Here is a 19,529-nt window from a genome sequence, read left to right on the forward strand (position 1 = left end):
GCCCATGTACGACCTCGACGGGCTGCGCCCGGCCACCACAGCGTGGTGGCAGGGTCTGGCCCGGCATTTCAGGGCGGCTGGGTTGGCCGGGGTGCCGCCAGAGCTCAGCTGGCCGGCCGATCGCGAGACCCATTGGCGCGCGGCCGGTCTTTTGTTCAGCCAGACCTGCGGATTTCCGCTGACCCACGCGCTTTCGGGTGCACTGCGCCTGGTGGCGACGCCCTGCTATGCCGCCGCGGGCTGTGCGGGCCCAACCTACGACAGCGTCGTCGTGGTCGCCGAGACGGCGGCCTATGCCGGGCCCGCCGAGCTGGCCGGCCGACGCGCTGCCGTCAACGCCTGGGATTCGCAATCGGGCTGCAACGCCCTGGCCGACCTGGTGGCGCCACAGGGCGGGAGCGGGGGCGCCGGCGGGCGCTTTTTCGCCGAAGTGCTGGTCAGCGGAAGCCATGCCGCCAGCATCGCCCTGGTGGCTGCCGGCCGGGCCGAAGTGGCGGCCATAGATTGCGTGGTTTTCGCCCTGCTGGCGCGCCATGCACCCGGACGTCTGGCGGGGGTGCGGACACTCTGCCGCACGCGCCCGGCGCCGGCGCTGCCCTACGTCACGGCCGCCGCCAGCAGCGACGACGACCTCGCGCGCCTGCGCCAGGGACTGCGGGCGGCGCTGGCCGATCCGGCGCTCGAGGCGGTGCGTGGCGATCTGCTGATCGAAGACGCGGCTGTGCTCACGCTCGCCGATTACGACGTCATCCCGCGCATGGCGGGCGGCGCCGGGGCGGCGGAAGTTTGGGGGCGGTGCTAGCCCGGCTGCCGTTCGGCCCGCGGTGGCCAGCCGTAGAGCGCCCGGTAGCGCTGCGAAAAGTGCGAGGCCGAGGCGAAGCCGCAGGCCGTTGCCACCTCGAGCACGGACAGCGTGGTCTGGCTGAGCAGCACCTGGGCCCGATGCAGGCGTAGATCGAGGTAATAGCGCGCCGGCGGCTGGCCCAGGTACTTCCGGAACAGGCGCTCGAGCTGGCGTAGCGAGACGCCGACGCTGGCCGCCAGTTCGTGGCGGCTGAGGGGCTGTTCGAGGTTGGCTTCCATCTGGCCGATGGCGGCGATGATGCGGGGGTGGCTGACGTGCAGGCGATGGGCCAGCGACCAGCGCTGCGGCGAATCGGGCTGGCGCGGGATGCCGTGCATGAACTGTTCGGCCACCCGGGCACCGAGCTCGCTGCCATGCTGGCGGGCGATCAGGTGCAGCATCAGGTCCAGCGGCGCGGTGCCGCCCGAACAGGTGAAGCGGTCGCGGTCGATCTCGTACAAATTCGCCGAGACCTCGAGCTGGGGGAAGGCCTCCATCAAGCCGGGGATGTTCTCCCAGTGGATGGTCGAGCGGTAGCCCTTGAGCAGTCCGGCCCGGGCCAGCACATAGGTGCCGGTGCAGATGCCGCCGATGTCGGTGCCGTGCCGCGCCAGGCGGCGCAGCGCACTCATCACGCGGCGCTCGTTGTAGTCGGTGACCTCGAGGCCGGCCACGACGACCACCGTGGCCGGACCGACGAACTCATTGACCGCGGCATCGGGCACCACGGCGATGCCGTTGCTGGCCGGCACCTCGGCGCCGTCGGCGGAATAGAGCTGCCAATGGTAGAGCTCGCGCCCGCTGAGCCGGTTGGCCGAGCGCAAGGGCTCGATGGCCGAGACGAAGGCCATCATGGAAAAATTCGGCACCAGCACGAAGCCGATGCGTTGGGGTTGGCGCCGGGCCGGGTCTCCGAACATCTGCCTACTTGCGGGGTGAAGTGGTCTTGGCAGGTTGTCGGCCACATTGGGAATCAATTCAAGTTCTTTGCAGGGTCTGGTTTGCTAACCTGTTCGTGGAATTGCTGTGCCAGTGAGACCAAAGCGGAAATGAATGATTGCGAGATAGCCTTTCGGGTCCTGTTGGATGAGGCCCGTTCCTTCCTGAACCGCCAGGTTCCGGAGGCGCTGAATTTTTGCACCGGCAGCATTTTCGAAGAGCTGGCGTTGCGGCAGCCCATGGCGCAACGGCTGCCGATGTTCGAGCAGATTCCCCAATGCCTGGACCTCGCCAATTCATCGACCTTGCCCCTGCTGAGGGCCCTGGCCGGGGCCAACCAATTTCTCGAATGGCAGCAGAGCTACACGCTGGCAGACGGCTTCGACAGCCATTACCTGGCCAACTATGGCTGGTTCAACCTGATCTCCCCCGATGGCCCCTACCGCAGCCCGAATGTGCGCCTGTCCTTTGGTTACTGGAACCGCGGCCTGTACTACAAGGAACACTGGCATGAGCCTGAAGAGATGTATGTTCCGCTGGCGGGTCGGGCGCTCTTTCACAGCCAGGGAACAGCCGCCCGCGAGTGCGGGCCGGGCGACGTGGTGCGCCACCACAGCAACCAGCCTCACGCTATCGATATGGTTCCTGGCCCTTTGCTCGCCCTGGCAATCTGGCGAGGCCCGAATCTCAATAGGAAATCGGACCTGCCGCCGGCAAGGCCGGCCGGGTGAAGTTCCCTATTTGATGATCAAAACCGGGCATTTCGCCATCGTTTCGACGCGATGCGAAACGCCGCCCCGCAGCATGCCTTCGATGTCACCCATGCCCCGCGCCCCGATGACGATCATGTCCGCCTTATAGGACTGGGCCCGAGCTACGATGGACCGCGCGATCGAGCCTTCCTCGGATTCGATCTCGACATCTTTCACGCCGGCCTTGCGGGCGATGTCCAAGGCGCCGGCCAAAAGGTACTGGGCACCCTTCTTGAGCAAATCCGCGTCAATCGTCGCCATGTGTTCGGCCTTGGCGAATTTTTTCAGGCTTTCCGGCAACTGATAGGGCTTGACGACGTGAAAAAGCAGCACCTTGGCGTCCAGTCCCTTGGCCACGGTGGCGCCGAATTCAACGCATTTCAGTGAGTGCCTGGAGCCATCCACGGCAATCAGGATTTTCCCGATCATGATATCAAATCCCTGCTAGCTAGCGAATTGACTTAATGCGGTTTTGCGGCTTTGTCGCCATCGGGGGCGGCCTTTTCAAAGCCATGCAGGATCTGCTGAGGTGTCTGCTCGGCTTCAAGCAACTCATCCAAGGTGCGGTGACACGAAATGAAGTGTTCCGGCGATGGCTCCCGCACCGGAGCGGTATCCCCCTCGCAGATGCCTTCAGTGGCCACCGGACAGCGATTATAGAACGGACATCCCCGATCGGTGATTTCAACGCCGCGAGCGATGCCGATGGCCATTTCGCGTTTTTGCATGGTGTCTTCAAGCCAGCCGATCCGCATCTCCGGCACGGAACTTATCAACAGGCGCGTGTAGGGGTGGAACGGCGGCGTCAGCACCTCGTCAACCGGACCCTGCTCAACCACGCGCCCGGCATAGAGAACGACGATTTCGTCGGCGAACGAGGCCACGGTCGAAAGGTCGTGGCTGATGAACACGAACGACACGCCGGTCTTATCACGCAGGCGCTTGAGAAGCGTGATGACGTTGGCCCCGACGATACTGTCAAGAGCCGAGGTCACTTCGTCACACAACACCACCTCAGGTTCGGCGGCCAAGGCCCTGGCCAGATTGACGCGTTGCTTCTGGCCGCCCGACAATTCGCCGGGATAGCGCGATTCGAACTCCAGCGGCAATTCGACCATCTGCAACAGATCGGCGACGCGCTGACGCCTCTCCTTGCCCCGGATGCCGCGGTAGAACTCGACCGGCCGGCCCAGAATCTCACCAATGCGCTGCTTGGGATTGAGGGCGGTGTCAGCCATCTGGTAGACGAACTGGACCTTTTGCAATTCCTGCAGCGAGCGATTTCTCAGGTCGGGCTCGAGGTTCTTGCCGTCCAGCACGACCTCGCCGCTGGCGGCCGGCAACAGGCCCGCCATGACCCGCGCCAAGGTCGATTTGCCGCAGCCTGATTCGCCGATAACGCCGACCACGTGGGCGTTTTCCACCGTCACGTCGATATTGCGCAAGATGGTAATCGCCGGCTTGCCGTCAACGATGCCGCCGTAGCCCGCCGTCATGTTGTTGACGCTGAGATTGGCGATATCCTTGTCGTGCTGGTCGTCCAGTTCATCGCCCTGGCCGGCCTTCGGCGTCGGCCGGACGGCCGCCATCAGGCGCTGGGTATAGGGGTGTTGCGGATTGTTGATAATCTGGTCGACGGGGCCCTGTTCCTGCACCTCGCCCGAATACAGCACCACGATATGGTCGGCGATCTGGGCCACCATAGCCAAGTCGTGGGTGACGTATATGGCGGCCGAGCCTTCCTCGCGGATGACCTTCTTGAAGGCCTTGAGCACCTCGATCTGGGTCGTCACGTCGAGCGCCGTCGTGGGTTCGTCCAACACCAGCAAGTCGGGCTGCGAGACCAGCGCCATGGCCGCCATCAAGCGCTGCAACTGACCGCCGGAAACCTGATGGGGATAGCGCCGGCCCAGCCGGTCGGGGTCTGGCAGCTCAAGTGCGTGATAAAGATCGACGGCGCGGCGGCTGGCTTCTTCCTGCGAGAGAACGCCGTGCAGCACAGCCGATTCGGTGACCTGTTCGCCGATGGTGATGGCAGGATTGAAGGTCGCCGCCGCGCTTTGCGCCAGGTAGGCGACTTTGTTGCCCCGCAAGGCCCGCTGGTCAAGCGGGTCCATGGTGATCACGTCCTCGCCCTTGACCCGGAACTCGCCTCCGGAAAACTCCAGGCCCGGCTTGCAATAGGCCAGCGATCCCAACGAAATGGTGGTCTTGCCGGAGCCGGATTCGCCGATCAGCGCCACCACCTGGCCGGCCTTGACGTCGAAGCTGACGCCTTTGACGATGGGAATTGGCGTGCCGTCTTCCTTGCGCGCCTGGATTTTCAGATCTCTAACTTCAACGAGTTCAGCCATATCAGATCATCTTCTTGGCCAGGCTACCGCCGGACTTTGCCGAGATATCGTCAACGATCAGGTTGATGGAAATCGTGAAACTGGCGATCGCCAGGGCCGGCCAGACGGCTGCCAGCGAGCCATACCCGAGCCCTTCGAGGTTTTGCCGCACCATCGAGCCCCAGTCCGCCATGGGCGGCTGGATGCCCAAGCCCAGGAAGCTCAGGCTGGAGATGAAGAGGACCACGAAGACCAGCCGCAAGCCGAAATCGGTGGCCAGCGGCATGGCGGCGTTGGGCAGCACTTCCCGGCTGATGATCCACCACAGGCTCTCGCCTCGGGCCTTGGCCGATTCGACATAGTCCATGACCATGATGTCCTGGCCCAAGGCACGCGCTATTCGGAACACACTGGCGGCATAGATCACCGCCGCCGTGCCGATCAAAATGGGTATCGAGGTACCAAGTGCGACCACGATCAGCAATCCCAGCATGATGGTCGGCAGCGACAGGATGGCGTCGTTGACGCGGCTCAGCCCGGTATCCGTCCAGCCCCCCACCACGGCCGCGGCAATCCCGGCCGTGACGCCGATAAGATAGGCAATAAGGGTGGCCAGGAAGGAGATGCCGATGGTCGTTCGGGCGCCCCACAAGATGCGCGAGAGGATATCGCGTTCGAGGTAATCGGTGCCCAGCCAATGCGTTGCGTCGGGCGGAAGATAACTGTCGTCGGCGATGATATCGGCTTCGTGGAAGGGCGCCACGTAGGGGCCGATGAAAACCATCAGCAACCAAAAGGCCACGATCGCGACGCCCAGTTTGCCCACCCAGGTCAGCTTCAGCCGTTGCTTGGGCGGCGCGTCCGGCAGTTCGTCGTAAATCGTCTTTGTCGGCTCCTGGCTTTGTGCCTGGCCCGCATCTTCGGGGGTATCAACCATTTCTCACACCCCTATTTCGGATTTCGCAGTCGCGGGTTCGACAAAATCGCCGCCACATCCGCCAAGATTATCAGCACCACATAGGTGCCACAGAAAATCATGCCACAGGCTTGAACCAACGGCAGATCGCGCGTTTGCACGCCGTCTATCATCAGCTTGGCCAAGCCCGGATAGGCGAAGATGGTTTCCACAATGACCACGCCGGATACGAGATATGCCAGGTTCAGGGCAATCACGTTGACGATCGGCCCGATGGCGTTGAAAAAGGCGTGTCTCAGGATGATGCGCTTGCGGGGAACGCCTTTCAGGATCGCCATTTCGATGTAGGGCGAATTCATGACGTTCAGAATGCCGGCCCGGGTCATCCTGATCATTTGGGCCGAAACAACGATTATCAGCGTGATCAGCGGCATGGCCAAACCGCGCATCATTTTCAGGAAACTGTCGTCGGGCGACATATGGGCAATCGCCGGCAACCAGTGCAGGTTGACGGCCAGGATGAGCACCATGAATGTGGCAATGAAAAACTCCGGCACCGAGATCAAGCTCAGCGTGCCGAAGGTCAGCACGCGATCGATCCAGGTTCCGGGATACATCGCCGCCAACAGCCCCAGGACAACCGAGAGGGGGACGGAAATCACCGCGACAATCGCCGCCAGCAACATGGTGTTGGAAAGGCGGCCGCCGATCAGGCTCGAGATGGTGGCCCCGCCGGCTTTCGAAATCCCCAAATCGCCGGTCATCATGCCGCCCAGCCACAGGAAATACTGGATGAACAGCGGCTGATCCAGCCCGCGCTCGGCCCGATAGGCAGCTAGCGATTCCGGCGTCGCCGCCTGCCCCAGAACGATCTGTGCCACGTCGCCCGGCAATACGGCCGTGCCGGCGAAAACCAGAACCGACACCACCCACAAGGTGACGATGCCGATCAAAATGCGTTGAACGACCATGCGTTGCATGTGCTCGCGCCTCCCTCTGGCTCCTCCGCGAAAGGTTAGTTGCTAGTCCCGCGCCCGCCGGGCTTTGGGTTCTGGTGGATTCTGGCCGGTTCTCGGCGGGAAAGTCGCCGGCCTGACCGCGTCAGGCCGGCGATTTCTCCCCTCGGGATCAAAACCTAGGCGTCAGTACGCCAGGCGAACTCGGGCCACTCGTAACCGCCATGGGATCCCAGCGGCATACGGCTAAGGCCATCGATCTTGTCGGACTTGGCGTCGAGGTAATTGCGGTGCGCCATGATGACCATGCCGCATTCCTCGTTGATGAGGGTCTGCATGGAGCAATAGAGTTCGTGGCGCAAGGCCGGGTCTTTGGCGGCCCGGCTTTCGGCCAGCCACTTGCCCATGCGCTCGTCATTCCACAGCGTGTCGTTCCACGGTGCATTTGGTGCGAAAGCGATATTGAGCATGACATTGGCCGTCGGCCGCATGTTCCAGGTCACCACATTGAGCGGGGTCTTCATCCAGACCGCACCCCAGTAGCCGTCGTTGGGAACCTTCTTGATCTTGAGATCAAGGCCGATCTTGTTGGCTTCACGCTGGGCCAGAAGACAAGAGTCCGTAAGGCCCGGTGCCACTTCGGCGACGTTCAGCTCGGCCGACGTAATGCCGGATTTCTTCAGGTGGAACTTGGCCTTGTCGAGGTCGTGCTCGCGCTGGGCCAATTCCGAGCAATGGTCGGTGCCATAAGAGATATTGATGGGATGGTCGTTGCCCAGCGTCCCCTGCTTTTTCAGGACCGACTTCAGGATCTTCTTGCGGCGCTGGATCAACTTCATGGCCATGACAAAGTCTTTGTTGTTGCCAGGCGAGGTATTGGTCATGCAGCAGATGCCGAAGTAGGCGCCCGAGGGAACCGACCAGATACCAACACCGGGCGTTCCTTCGACCTGCCGTATGGCCTTGGGGTCGAGCGCCTGCATCAGCTCGATGTCACCGGACAGCAGCGCGCTGGTCCGGGCCACCTTGTCGGTGATGGCCATCGTCTCGATTTCATCGACGTTGGGTCCGTCACGCCAGTAGTGCTCGTTGCGCGTGTGAACGGCGCGCACACCAGGTTTGAATTCCTTCAGCTTGAAGGGGCCGGTGCCGGTCGGCATCTGGAAATCCGTGGTGCCGTCCTTGATCATCTTGAATTGGGGCGTGCCCAGAATCACCGGCAAATCACTGTTCGGGCCCTTCATGGTGGCCTTGACGGTGTGGTTATCGACCTTCTTCCACTCGACCACATCGGCGACCAGGGTTTTGGCTGTCGATGTCGACTTTTTGCCGTAGTGGCGGGACATGGTGTACATCACGTCGTCGGCCGAAAACTTCGAGCCGTCATGGAATCTTACGTCCTTGCGCAGCTTGAAGGTCCATTCGGTGTTGTCGGCATTGGAGGTATATTCTTCCGCCAGTTCGGGCCGTGTCGTCAGATCCTCGTTGATCTGGCAGAGGCTGTTGTACATGGTCCGACCACGGGTGTAGTCGATGTTGGAGGTGTTGAGCGCCGGATCGAGGGTATCGGACGGTCCGTGCAAATCGGAAGCGTAGCGCAGCTTGCCACCCTTTTTCGGCGTCGCGGCAATGGCCTGCCGGGCCGACGTTACGATGGAACCTGCCGCCGCGATGGTTACCCCGCTGGCCACAAGCCATGACATCACTTGGCGCCGCGTGGCACCACGGCGCAACCCGCTGGTGATGGTTTCACGGTCTGAAGCCGACAAGTCGCTGATCGATGTCGGTTTTTTGTTGTATTTCGTCACAGTTGTTCTCCTCCTGTTGAACTTCTTCCGCCCAGATTCATTTTTTTTGTGCTCACAAGAGCATCGCGCCGCGCCGCATTACCATTGCATTGGACCATTGCATCGGACCATTGCATCGGACCACTCGGGCGGTTTATTAGGGCACTAAGCTAAAAGTTGTAGCAAGTATTCCCCCCCCAGTTGCCAGCGGACCAACACCCCGAAGCGACAGGACAAGCGCATTGTTGCTTTTTGCCGGATTCTGGCGGCGTGTTTCCGTCGTTAAGATCATTCTAATCACGTTCCAGGCCATTAACAACCGCTGCCATCAATCCGGGCCAGGCAGGCAGACACCAGCGACTGATTGCTGGTGACGACCGGCTTGCCCAGTTCCTTCCCCAGATCCCCAATGATCTCGACGGCTCGCAGGTCTGTACATCCGATAACGATGGCCTCGGCTTCCGGGTGGTCGGTGGCCAGGCCCAGGTCGAAGGCGTCTCGCGGTGCCAGGCGGCCCTGTTCGATACTGCTGAGGTCGGTGGCCAAATCCGCGCAGTTGACAACTTGGATGCCGGCTCCGGCGAAAAAGGCTACGGCCGCTCGGTTCAACTCGGCGACGTAGGGTGAAGTGAAACCGATTTGCCGGGCGCCAAGCGCCTTGATCGCCGCGACCATGGCCCCGGCCGTCGTCACCGCCGCCACCCCTGCTTGCGCCTCGATTTCCCGGCCCAGCCGCTGATCGAACAGCCAGCCACAACTGAATGAGGCCGAGGCGCAGCCATATCCGATGACATCGACCCGGGCCGCCAGCAACAGGCTGAGGGGATCCTCGATCGAGCTCATGGCCAGTTGGCGCATCAGGGCGGCATCGGGAATGGCATCGACATCGTAACCGCCCAGGCGGGCGAAGTGGGCGGCTACTCCGGGCCCGACCAACCTGGCGCAGTCGGGTTCAAGAACGGTGTTCGACGACGGCACAATGATGCCCATTCGGCTACCGTTGCGATCATTCCCTAGCAAACGGGGCACAACGGGCCTTCATTCCTTACTCGGCAGGTTGATCCGGCCCTCGATCGAGACGATCGCCGTTCCGCCGACGTATAGGTCCCTGATTTCCCCGTCCTGCAACCGGGCCTGGCAGTAAATCCGGGCCGGCCGCTTCATTTCACAACCCTGCTCCGCCTGGGTCCGGAGGACACTTCCCTGGGGCCATGAAAGGGCGCCGTTTCGCACCAGATAGCATAGCAATGCGCTGTTGGTGGTACCCGACCCGGCAGCCTCGGGAATGCCGGCGGCGGGGCAGAAATCGCGGCAGCGCACGGTCGCGGCCGGATCGGCCGTGTCCAAGGTCAGGACAGCGATGGAGACGACACCGATCTCGTTGCTGATTTGGGTCAGCAGGCTGAAATCGGGCTGCAAGCCGGCCAGAGCGGCCCGGTCGCGGACCGGCACAAAAAGATGTTCCAGCGCCGCCGAGGCGAATTAGAGAGGAAGGTCGGGGGCAACCTGCTCCGCCCTCAGGCCCAACGCCTGGTACAAGGCGTCCCGGTCCAGGTCGCCAGATCGGAAGACGGGCGGGGCCTGCCCCATCATGACCAAAGGGAAATCCCCCTCCGGGGAGATTATCACGGGCACAACCCCCGCCTTGGTCCATATCGTCTTCTCGACGGTCGCCGCCGCTTGAAGCTCCACTTTCCCCATATCGACCAGGCGCCGGCATAGTGCGACAAGCCCGTGCCCGCACATGTCGATTTCCTGCATCGGTGTGAAAAAGCGAACGCCGAAATCGGCCTCTCCGGCCGGCACCAGGAATCCCGTCACCGAAGCCGCCACCTCGCGGGCGACGATCTGCATTTCAGTCTCCCCCAGGTCGCCGGCCTGGCTGACGATGGCGGCGACATTGCCGCCGAACAGGGTGCGCGTGAAAGCATCAAGGACATGCAGCTCTACGGATTGCATGTGGTTTCCATGTTTTCGGCCAGGCTTCAATCGACAGCGGATCTTGGCCGCCATCCTCCAGCCCAACAAACGAGTAATTTCACGGTATCGGACAAAATTATTTTGTGCCGGGGCTGAACATCCTGGCTTCCGAGCGCTTGGCCTCGAGCAGTACCCAGTCGATAAACGCCGCAACATCGGGATTGTCGTAGCGGTCGCCGAAATAGACTACGTGGTAGGCGAACTTGGAGGGCAAGGTGATCTCGAAGGGCTGAACCAGGCGGCCAGCCTCGAGATCGTCGGCAATCAGCGTAGAACGGCCCAGCGCCACGCCCTGGCCTTCCATGGCCGCGTCGATGGCCAGGCTGGAATGGCTGAAGCTGGGCCCGGCCGTGCTGAAATCGGGCTCGACATCCGTGGCCTTTAGCCAGTCGCGCCAGGTAATGTCGGTCATGTCGTCGTGGATCAGGGCGTGGTGGCGCAAGTCACCCAGCTTGGCCAGAGCCAGATCGCCTTCCAGCAGAGCCGGGCTGCACACCGGAAACACCTGCTCGGCGAACAGAACCAGTGAATTCAGGGCCGGATCGATCTTCCGGGCGTAGCGCAGTGCCAAATGCGCTTTCCCCGCCATCAGATCTGCCAGGCTATCCGTCGCCTCGATGTGAAGCCTGATCCGTGGATTGCGGGACCGGAAACCCTCCAGTCTGGGGGTTAGCCACCTGGCCGCCAGGGACTGACTGGCGCTGACGATCAAGGGCTCTTGGCCCCGCTCTGCCGTCAGCACGTTGGCATCGACAACCAACAAGGCAAAGGCCTGCTCGACGACGTCATAGTAGGCCCCACCGGCCTTGGTCAGAGCTAGGGCCCGATTGAGGCGGTGGAACAGTTTTGTGCCGAAATGCTCCTCCAGCCGCCTGACCTGGTAGCTGACCGCGGCTTGCGTGACATTGAGTTCAAGCCCGGCCTTCGTAAAGCTGAGGTTCCGGGCTGCGGCGTGGAAAGCGCGCAGGCTATTCAGTGGCGGTAATTTGTCGGCCATTGGGCCCCCGCTCGAACCATGAGGCGTCTCATGTTACGTCCAAAAGGTATTTGTGCGAGGCTGAAAATTCTCATGTTTTTCGATCGCCCAAGCCCTTATATGGTCTCCTTCGAACGGCGCAACACCGGTGGCGGAAGCTACAGGACCTACAGGACCTACAGGACCTACAGGATCTAAAGCCATGACAGACGTAAAAAGCGATATCGAGATTGCCCGGGCGGCCGAGATGAAGCCCGTGGGCGAAATCGCCGCCCGGCTGGAGATCCCTGAGACGGCGCTTTATGCCTTCGGTCCGCACAAGGCCAAGGTCTCGTTCGACCATCTCGATACGCTGGCCGATCGACCCGAGGGCAAGTTGATCCTGGTCACGGCGATCTCGCCGACGCCGGCCGGCGAGGGCAAGACGACGACCACGGTGGGGCTGGGCGATGCCCTCAACCGGCTCGGCAAGCGCACCATGATGTGCTTGCGCGAGCCCTCGCTGGGCCCCTGCTTCGGCGTCAAAGGGGGCGCCGCCGGTGGCGGTTATGCCCAGGTCGTGCCCATGGAGGACATCAACCTCCACTTCACCGGTGACTTCCACGCCATCGGCACGGCCAACAACCTGTTGGCGGCGCTGATCGACAACCACATCTACTGGGGCAACGAGCTCGGACTCGACGAGCGCCGGGTGGGCTGGCGCCGGGTGGTCGACATGAACGACCGGGCGCTCAGGGGCATTGTCTCGTCGCTGGGCGGGGTCTCGAACGGCTTCCCCCGCGAGGACGGCTTCGACATCACTGTGGCTTCCGAAGTCATGGCCATCTTCTGCCTGGCCACGGACCTCGACGACCTGACGCGCCGGCTGGCCCAGATCATCGTCGGCCGCACCCGAGGCCGTGAGCCCGTCTATGCCCGCGATCTGAAGGGCGAGGGCCCGATGACGGTGTTGCTGAAAGAAGCCATGCAGCCCAACCTGGTGCAGACGCTGGAACAGAACCCGGCCTTCATCCACGGCGGCCCCTTTGCCAATATCGCCCACGGTTGCAACTCGGTGGTGGCAACCAAGGCGGCCCTGAAGCTGGCCGACTATGTGGTTACCGAGGCCGGCTTCGGGGCCGATCTGGGGGCCGAGAAATTCTTCGACATCAAGTGCCGCAAGGCCGGGCTCAGGCCCGACGCGGTGGTGCTGGTGGCGACCATCCGGGCGCTCAAGATGCATGGCGGCGTGGCCCGCGAGGATTTGGGCCGCGAGGATGTGGAGGCGATCCGGGAGGGTGCCGTCAACCTGGCCCGGCACGTCCAGAATTTGCGCCTCTTCGGGGTTCCGGTAAGCGTCGCCATCAACCGCTTCTCGGCCGACACGGATGCCGAGATGGATGCGGTGCGTCAGCTCTGCGCCGAGCTCGAGGTCGAGGCCCACGCTTGCACGCACTGGGCCGACGGCAGCGAGGGCGCCCAGGATTTGGCCGAATGCGTGGTCAAGCTGGCCGACAGCGGCGTCGCCGACTTCCGGCCGCTCTACGGCGACGGCGTGCTGCTGTGGGACAAGGTGCGCACGGTGGCCCAGACGCTCTATGGCGCCCAGGGCATCATCGGCGACAAGAAGGTGCGCGACCAGTTCACCGACTTGCAGCAGGACTTCGGCCACTACCCCGTCTGCATCGCCAAGACGCAATACAGCTTCTCGACCGATCCCCAGCTCCTGGGCGCGCCCTCGAACCACGTGGTGCCGGTGCGCGAGGTGCGGCTCTCGAACGGTGCCGAATTCGTCGTCGTGGTCTGCGGCGACATCATGACCATGCCCGGCCTGCCGCGATCGCCCGCCGCCAACCGCATTCACCTGAACGACGCGGGCGACATCGAGGGTCTGTTTTAGCGGGCTTGCGAACAAAAGCCGCAGAGAGAGGCAGAAAGAGATTGTCGTTTCGGCACTCAGTCCGGGGTTTGCTCCTGGCCCTTCCAATAGGCCAGGAGGTCCTGGCGTTCGGCCATGAACGAGGCCGCGATGCCGGCCAGAATCGCCCAAAAAGCGGAGGTGATTCCAAATACCGCGAATGGTGTCGCGGCGACGGCAAGGGCAGCCAGCGCGCCGAAGCGGAGTTTTCCGCCGAAGGCCGTTTCGAAGGCGCTTTGCAGCGATGAAAGGATGGCGAGGCCGGCCAGCGTGACGACGAAGGTCCGGGGCAGAACGGCCAGCAAGGACGACAGTGTTCCGGCGCCCAAGGCAATGGAGATGGTCAGCGTCGCGGCGATCACGTTGGCCCAGTAGCGCGTCTCCTTGGGACCGGCGTCGGGCGCCGCGAGGATTGCCGCCCCGGTGCGCGCCACGGTCGCCGGATGGCCGCCGAGCAGGGCATTTACCATGGAGTTGAGGCCGGTGGTTATGGTCACCGCCGTTATCGGCACGCGGTATTCCTGGGACAATAGAAACCCCAGCCCCTGAACGTTCCCCAGTCCCATGGCCAGTATGATCATGGGCAAGCTGATGGCGATGAAGGAAGAAAGCGTGAAGCGGAAGTCGGGGACCGTGAGATCCGGCAGCGACCATGAAACCACTTGCGTCGAGATTTCGCCAAAGGCAAAAACCGCGATCCCGCCGATCACCACGGCCAGCCCCATGGGCGGAACCCGTGGGCTGGCGATAAACCGCCCGACGAGGTAGGCCGCCAAGGTCACACCGGCTACCAGCACGTCCGCCACGCTGGCCGCCACCATGCGCGTGACATAGACCAGGATGGAGCCCGCGAACATGCCCATGACTATCGGCAGCGGCAGCCAAGCCATGATCCGTTCGCCGATGCCGAACGCTCCGAGGATCAGGATTGCGATCCCCGCCATCAGGTTGGCGCCGACGATCTCGGGAAAGCTGAATTGCCCGGCCAGGGTGCCCAGATAGATCAGCCCCGGGATGGTCCAGGTAATGGGGATCGGAATCCGGTAGTAAAGTGTCAGGGCGATCGACGTGATGGCGCCACTGAACCAAATGACGAAAATCCAGCTTGACGATTGGGAGGGGTTCAAACCCAGCTGCCCCGCGACCTCGAGGTGCAACGGCAGGGCCCCGAAGCCGTACCAGACAAACGCCGTAAGACCGGCCCAAACCGCTGCCATGTTGAGATCGCGAAGGGTGATTCTGTTCACGGCGACAGGTTATACCGCGCCGGCAGCCATCACCAGCCGACAAACCCGGGGAAGATATCCGTTCAGGTGCAATTGACTATTCGCTTCAGTTCGGGACCGGGGTCGGCGCAACCGCTTTGACCTAGCCCCCTCCTTGAGGATGAAAGTATTTGCTGCGAAATGTTGTCGACCATTTTGTTTGGTCGCAGTCCCTTCCCCAGCGACACCGCAAAGCTCGACCCGGCGCCGCGCCGGCCATGACCGGGTGGGAAATGCCGGCCGCTCACACCCAGGATTCCAAAAAAAAGAGGCCACCGCGCCGGGGGGGATGGCGAGGCGGCCTCTTTGGTCGCAATACGCTTTACGCTTGAGGCGGCAGTGTCCCCACGGGCCGCCAAGGTTTCTTTGACGTTGGTCAAGGGCGGGACACAGCTGACGTCCCCGAGAGCCGGCTTGCCATCACGGCCCTTCACAAGTCCGCGAGAAGCCGGCTTGGGCCTTTGTCGCCGAGCCCGGGGACGCCATAATCGCGCCACCATGATCAGAGGTTTGGCAATCTTACTTGTGTTGGCGGCGCTGCCCCTGGCGGCTACGGCCGTGCGGGCCGGCGAGCCGGCGTTGGCGGTGGCCCCCAACGGCCTGCACCGCCAGCCCTGGTTTAACGACAGCAGCGGCAATCTCGGCGCCGACCTGGCGGCGGCCGGCCGGGCCGGCAGGATGCTGGCCCTGGTGTGGGAGCAGGAGGGCTGCGTCTATTGCCGCGAGATGCACCGGGTGAACCTGCGGGTCCCCGAGATCGTCGAATACATCCGCCAGCATTTCTACCTCGTCCAGCTCGACATGCACGGCTCCCGCCCGCTCGTCGACTTCGACGGCAAGGCGCTCATTGAGGCCGCCCTGGCGCGGCGCCACCGCGTCTTCGGCACGCCCTCGATCGAATTTCGCCGGGCCGACGAACGCGAGGTCTACCGCCTGCCCGGCTATGCCCAGCCGGCCATCTTCAAGCTCGTCTTCACCTACGTCGTCGAAAAGGGCTTTGAGATCTCGGGCCTGCGCGACTGGCTGATGGCGCGGCTCAAGGCCCGGGAAGGCAAGGGCTAGAGCGCCCCTAACGCATCTGCCCGGGCAGCCAAAGCGCGATCTCGGGGAAAGCCACCACCAGCGCCACCACGGCGAACTGGCAGAGCATGAAGGGCACGACGCCGCGAATGATGGCGCCCAGCGGCACGTCGGGCGCGATCTGCTTGACCACGAAAAGGTGGATGCCGATGGGCGGCGTGATCACCCCCAGTTCGGCCTGCAAGACGATGAGCACACCGAACCACACCGGGTCCAGCCCGAGGTCCTTGATGATGGGGTAGAAGAAGGGCAGCGTCAGCATGATCATCCCGACGGGGTCGATGAACATGCCGAGCCCCGTGAGAATAAGCAACATGACGATGACCACCACCAGCGGCGCCACCTGGAGGCTGTGGATGAAGTCGACCAGAGCGAACGGGATGCCGGAAAAAGCCAGGAAACGGCTGAAGATGACGCCGCCGATGATGATCAAGAAGATCATGCAGCTGATGCGGGCCGTCTGGTCCAGGGCCTGGCGCAGGTTGGGCCAGCTCAGCCGGCGCGAGGCCGCCAGCAGGCCGAGAGCCGCCAGCGCGCCCAGCGCAGCCGCCTCGGTGACCGTCACCAGGCCCGAATAGATGCCGCCCAGCACCACCAGCACCAGCAAGCCAAAAGGCGCCGTCAGGCTCAGTGTGGAGAGGCGCTGTCGCCAGCTCACGCGTTCTTTCATGACCGGCGAGAGCTGGGGAAACCAGCGCGCCATGAGGTAGGCCACGGTGATGAAGAGCGTGGCGCTCAAGAGCCCCGGGCCGATGCCGGCCATCAGCATGCGGCTGATCGACTGGTCGGTGATGAGGGCGTAGAAGACCAGGATGGCACTGGGCGGAATCAGGGCGCTGAGCGTGCCGGCCACGGCCACCGCCCCGGCGGCCATGCCGCCCTCGTAGCCGTAGCGCCGCATCTCGGCGATCGAGACCCGGCCGATGGTGGTGGTGGCGGCTACGCTCGAGCCCGAGACGGCGGCGAAGATGGTGGAGGCGCCGATGGCCGCCATCATCAGGCCGCCGGGCAGACGGCCGAACCAGGCCCGGGCGGCGGCGTAGGCCTGCTGCGCCATGCCGGCGGCGACGGCCAATTCCCCCATCAGCACGAACATGGGGATCACCACCAGGGTGAAGGAGGCAACGTTGGAGTAGGGTTCGGTGGACAAGAAGCCGGAGACCAGCGGCAGGCCGCCTTGCAGAAATAGCCCGGCCGCTCCCACCAGACCCAGGCTGAAGGCCACGGGAAGGCCGAGCACCAGCAGCACCATCAGCGCCAGCACGGCCGAGCTGCCGATCAGCAGCGGGGTCAATTGTTCCCCCCGCGGCTCGTCCGTACTGTGGCTACGGCCTCGGCCAACTCAAACAGAAGCTGCAGGCAGAGCAGAAAGCAGCCCAGCGTCACCATGATGCGCGAGGGGTAGACGGGGAAGGCGATGATGCCGGCGCTGAACTCGTCCATCTGCCAACTGCGCCAGGCCATGCCGCCGCTGGCCCAGGTCATGGTGGCGAACAGCGACAACCCCAGCAGCCGGGTGATGATCTGTAGGCCGGCCCGGCCGCGCGCACCCAGCCGCTCCGTCAGCACGCCGATGGCGATGTGGCCGCCCTCGGCCTGGGTCCGGGCCAGGCTGGCGAAGACGGCGAAGACGAGCAGCAACTCGACGCCCTCCAGCACGCCGACGATGGGCCGGTTGAAGGCGTAACGCAGCACGGCATCGAGCGACACCGCGGCCATGATGGCGAGCAGGGCGAGGTTGGTGCCCAGCCCCAGGACGCGCCTGCTCGCCGCCAGTAGGCTCTCGCTTCTTTGCCGCCAGTTCACCCGGCGTGCTTTTTCTGCAGCTCCTGATAGCGCTTCAGAGCATCGTTGCCGGGCAACCCCTTGGCGTCCATGCCGTCGGCCCAGGCCTTCCACATCTTGCGCATCGAGCCCTCGAGTTTGGCCCGATCGGCCGCCGGCCACTCATAAAAGGTGACGCCGCCGGCCTTCATGGTGCTCATGGCGGCGTCCAGGTCCTTGGCGTAATCGGCGGCCAGGAGGTCGACGTATTCGGCGCTGACCTCGGCCATGATCTTTTTGACGTCGGCCGGCAGGGCGTCGTACTTGGCCTTGTTCATGATCGCCATGGGGCCGGCCGGGGCGCCCAGGTGGATGCGGGTGTGGTGCTTGGCCACTTCGTGCAGCTTGGCGCTGACGTTGGCTGTGACGTAACCGACGTTGGCTTCCAGGGTGCCGCGCGAAAGACCTTCGTAGACCTCGGGCCAGGGCATGGTCAGCGGCACGCCACCGTATTCGCTGATCAGCTTGGGCCAGGCCCGGCCGATGGCCCGGACCTTGAGGCCCTTCAGCGCCGCCAGGCCGCCGATGGGTTTGGTCGAGATCAGTTCCTGATCGGAAACGCCCCAGGCGTAGAGCGGCTCGACGCCGTGTTTGCGCATCTCGTCACGGTAATAGGAAAACTCAGGCCCGAAGACGAGCTCCGTCACGGCCCGCATGGCGGGACCGATGTGGGTCGAGATGCCGGGCAGGTAATAGAGCCCCGACATGGGTGAGATCGATGGCGTGTAGGCCTGCACCCAGATGCCGATGTCGACGGCGCCGGAGCGGATACCCTCGAAAGTGTCGCGCGCCTTGAGCAGGCTGCCGGCCGGGAAGTACTGGATCTTGACCTTGCCGCCGCTGCGTTTGCCGACCTCGTCCGACCACCACATGGAACGTTTGGTGCGGGTTTGCGTCGCGACGCCGAAATCGGCTTTCTTGAGGATGATGGTATCGGCCGGGGCCGGTGGTGGCGCCGCGACCAGGGCAAGACCAAACGCCAGCGTGCCCAAAAGTACTGCGGATCGTGTCATCGGGATTCTCATGTCGTGTCCTCCTTTGCCATGTTGGATTTCGTTGCTTGATCTTGCTTGTTACCCCAGCCCTCGGGCAGCGGGCGTTCCGCCGGGCCGGCATAGTGGGCGCCCAGTTCCTCGGGAATGATGCGCAGCGGCACGCCTTCGCGGATTTCCTCGACGGTGTGGGCCACCAGCGAGGGCAGGTAGCTCATGACCGCCAGTCCCACCATCTCCAGTGGCTCGAAGCCGATCTCCAGCAGCACGGCCGCCATGACGCCGGCCAGATTGGCCGGCAAGGGGCGGGCGAAGCGCTCCGCCGCCGCCCTTTCCAGGGCCTCGAGCAGTTCGGCCCTGGGGCCCCAGACGCCGAGATCCCGGGCCACGGCGGAAAGTGCCCTGGCCCGCGGCTCGGCCTCCTTGTGCATGGGGTGGCCGAGGCCGGGAATGCGCAGCCCGGCCTGGCGATAGTCGTCGATGATGCGGCTCGCGGCCGGACCCGGCTCGAGGTCCTCGGCGGTCATGTCGGCGTACCCCTTGGCCAGCATCTCGGCGCACTGGGCCGGCGAGCCGGTCACCGAGCCGAAGGCGATGACGCCGGCGGCGATGGCGGCGGCCGGCGCTTCGGGGGCGGCCGAGGCGGCGAAGCGGGCTGGCGGCACGGCCGAGTTGATGAAGGCCTGATCGAGGCCCGAGCGCAGCGCCGCGTCGAGGGCCTGGGCCTGGACCGGCGTCGGCAGCTCGCCGCGGATGATCAGGTAGGTCGAGGCGGCAAAGCTGAGCTTTTCTATGAGCTCCTCGGCGCGATAGCCCCGGACCAAGATCCGGCCGGCCGCAGCCGTGCCGATCTTGGTGCTCCAGTAGTTCCGCCAAGGATCGGCCGGCCCGCTCATGCTTCCGGCTGGGGCGCGGGGGCCGCCCCCCCCCGGGCGCGCGCCGGGCCCGCCCGGCGCGGGGAGAGGCCGCCCCGGGGCGGGGGCGAGCC

At 63.9% G+C, this 19,529-nt stretch carries 17 protein-coding genes and 1 pseudogene; 4 read left to right on the forward strand and 14 right to left on the reverse strand.

Annotated features, from left to right (window positions below):
• A partial coding sequence (locus tag QGG75_05250) for a PhnD/SsuA/transferrin family substrate-binding protein (GenBank protein ID MDP6066649.1) occupies positions 1–802 on the forward strand: 802 nt, incomplete at its 5' end.
• On the opposite strand, the gene QGG75_05255 is transcribed toward QGG75_05250, so the two are convergent.
• Positions 799–1,764, reverse strand: coding sequence for a GlxA family transcriptional regulator (locus QGG75_05255; GenBank protein MDP6066650.1), 966 nt, complete (start codon positions 1,762–1,764; stop codon positions 799–801). The genes QGG75_05250 and QGG75_05255 overlap by 4 nt on opposite strands.
• Before the next feature lie 162 nt (positions 1,765–1,926).
• Here QGG75_05255 and QGG75_05260 point away from each other — a divergent pair, with 162 nt between their 5' ends.
• A complete protein-coding gene (locus tag QGG75_05260) occupies positions 1,927–2,514 on the forward strand; it encodes a dimethylsulfonioproprionate lyase family protein (GenBank protein MDP6066651.1) in 588 nt (195 codons plus the stop codon).
• Positions 2,515–2,520: 6 nt separating this feature from the next.
• Here QGG75_05260 and QGG75_05265 read toward each other — a convergent pair whose 3' ends face one another.
• The 8 genes and pseudogenes from QGG75_05265 to gcvA all read right to left on the reverse strand — a co-directional run bounded on the left by QGG75_05265 (position 2,521) and on the right by gcvA (position 11,504).
• Positions 2,521–2,964 carry a universal stress protein gene (locus tag QGG75_05265; GenBank protein ID MDP6066652.1) on the reverse strand — a complete coding sequence of 148 codons (444 nt, stop codon included), beginning with the start codon at positions 2,962–2,964 and terminating at the stop codon, positions 2,521–2,523.
• A 32-nt stretch (positions 2,965–2,996) separates the two neighbouring features.
• Positions 2,997–4,889, reverse strand: a complete 1,893-nt coding sequence (locus QGG75_05270) for an ABC transporter ATP-binding protein (GenBank protein ID MDP6066653.1) — start codon at positions 4,887–4,889, stop codon at positions 2,997–2,999.
• Between the two features lies 1 nt (position 4,890).
• Entirely contained in the window at positions 4,891–5,805 is a 915-nt protein-coding gene (locus QGG75_05275) for an ABC transporter permease (protein MDP6066654.1), read from the reverse strand.
• Between the two features lie 11 nt (positions 5,806–5,816).
• Complete coding sequence (locus tag QGG75_05280) at positions 5,817–6,764, reverse strand: ABC transporter permease (GenBank protein MDP6066655.1); 948 nt, start codon at positions 6,762–6,764, stop codon at positions 5,817–5,819.
• 155 nt (positions 6,765–6,919) lie between these two features.
• The gene (locus QGG75_05285) at positions 6,920–8,548 is read right to left on the reverse strand and encodes an ABC transporter substrate-binding protein (GenBank protein MDP6066656.1); all 1,629 of its coding nucleotides are present in this window, start codon (positions 8,546–8,548) and stop codon (positions 6,920–6,922) included.
• 291 nt (positions 8,549–8,839) lie between these two features.
• Positions 8,840–9,517 (reverse strand): Asp/Glu racemase, encoded by a 678-nt coding sequence (locus tag QGG75_05290; GenBank protein ID MDP6066657.1) that lies wholly within the window; start codon positions 9,515–9,517, stop codon positions 8,840–8,842.
• A 48-nt stretch (positions 9,518–9,565) separates the two neighbouring features.
• Positions 9,566–10,486, reverse strand: a pseudogene (locus QGG75_05295) (PhzF family phenazine biosynthesis protein).
• Positions 10,487–10,583: 97 nt separating this feature from the next.
• On the reverse strand, positions 10,584–11,504 hold the full coding sequence (gene gcvA / locus QGG75_05300; protein MDP6066658.1) for a transcriptional regulator GcvA: 921 nt from the start codon (positions 11,502–11,504) through the stop codon (positions 10,584–10,586).
• A gap of 181 nt (positions 11,505–11,685) precedes the next feature.
• Between gcvA and QGG75_05305 the strand changes: the two genes are divergently transcribed.
• Positions 11,686–13,362 (forward strand): formate--tetrahydrofolate ligase, encoded by a 1,677-nt coding sequence (locus tag QGG75_05305; protein ID MDP6066659.1) that lies wholly within the window; start codon positions 11,686–11,688, stop codon positions 13,360–13,362.
• A 56-nt stretch (positions 13,363–13,418) separates the two neighbouring features.
• Here QGG75_05305 and QGG75_05310 read toward each other — a convergent pair whose 3' ends face one another.
• The gene (locus tag QGG75_05310) at positions 13,419–14,597 is read right to left on the reverse strand and encodes a benzoate/H(+) symporter BenE family transporter (protein ID MDP6066660.1); all 1,179 of its coding nucleotides are present in this window, start codon (positions 14,595–14,597) and stop codon (positions 13,419–13,421) included.
• A gap of 558 nt (positions 14,598–15,155) precedes the next feature.
• On the opposite strand from QGG75_05310, the gene QGG75_05315 reads away from it, so the two are divergent.
• Entirely contained in the window at positions 15,156–15,707 is a 552-nt protein-coding gene (locus QGG75_05315; protein MDP6066661.1) for a thioredoxin family protein, read from the forward strand.
• Positions 15,708–15,714: 7 nt separating this feature from the next.
• Here the strand turns inward: QGG75_05315 and QGG75_05320 are convergent, their stop codons facing one another.
• The 4 genes from QGG75_05320 to QGG75_05335 are packed head-to-tail and all read right to left on the reverse strand — an operon-like array spanning position 15,715 to position 19,437.
• Entirely contained in the window at positions 15,715–17,019 is a 1,305-nt protein-coding gene (locus QGG75_05320) for a TRAP transporter large permease (protein ID MDP6066662.1), read from the reverse strand.
• On the reverse strand, positions 17,016–17,531 hold the full coding sequence (locus tag QGG75_05325; GenBank protein ID MDP6066663.1) for a TRAP transporter small permease: 516 nt from the start codon (positions 17,529–17,531) through the stop codon (positions 17,016–17,018). The genes QGG75_05320 and QGG75_05325 overlap by 4 nt, the downstream gene beginning before the upstream one ends.
• A complete protein-coding gene (locus tag QGG75_05330; protein ID MDP6066664.1) occupies positions 17,528–18,562 on the reverse strand; it encodes a C4-dicarboxylate TRAP transporter substrate-binding protein in 1,035 nt (344 codons plus the stop codon). The genes QGG75_05325 and QGG75_05330 overlap by 4 nt, the downstream gene beginning before the upstream one ends.
• 8 nt (positions 18,563–18,570) lie before the next feature.
• Entirely contained in the window at positions 18,571–19,437 is an 867-nt protein-coding gene (locus tag QGG75_05335; GenBank protein ID MDP6066665.1) for a citrate/2-methylcitrate synthase, read from the reverse strand.
• Positions 19,438–19,529 lie beyond the last annotated feature (92 nt).

Source organism: Alphaproteobacteria bacterium, assembly GCA_030740435.1.
Classification (GTDB): Bacteria; Pseudomonadota; Alphaproteobacteria; order UBA2966; family UBA2966.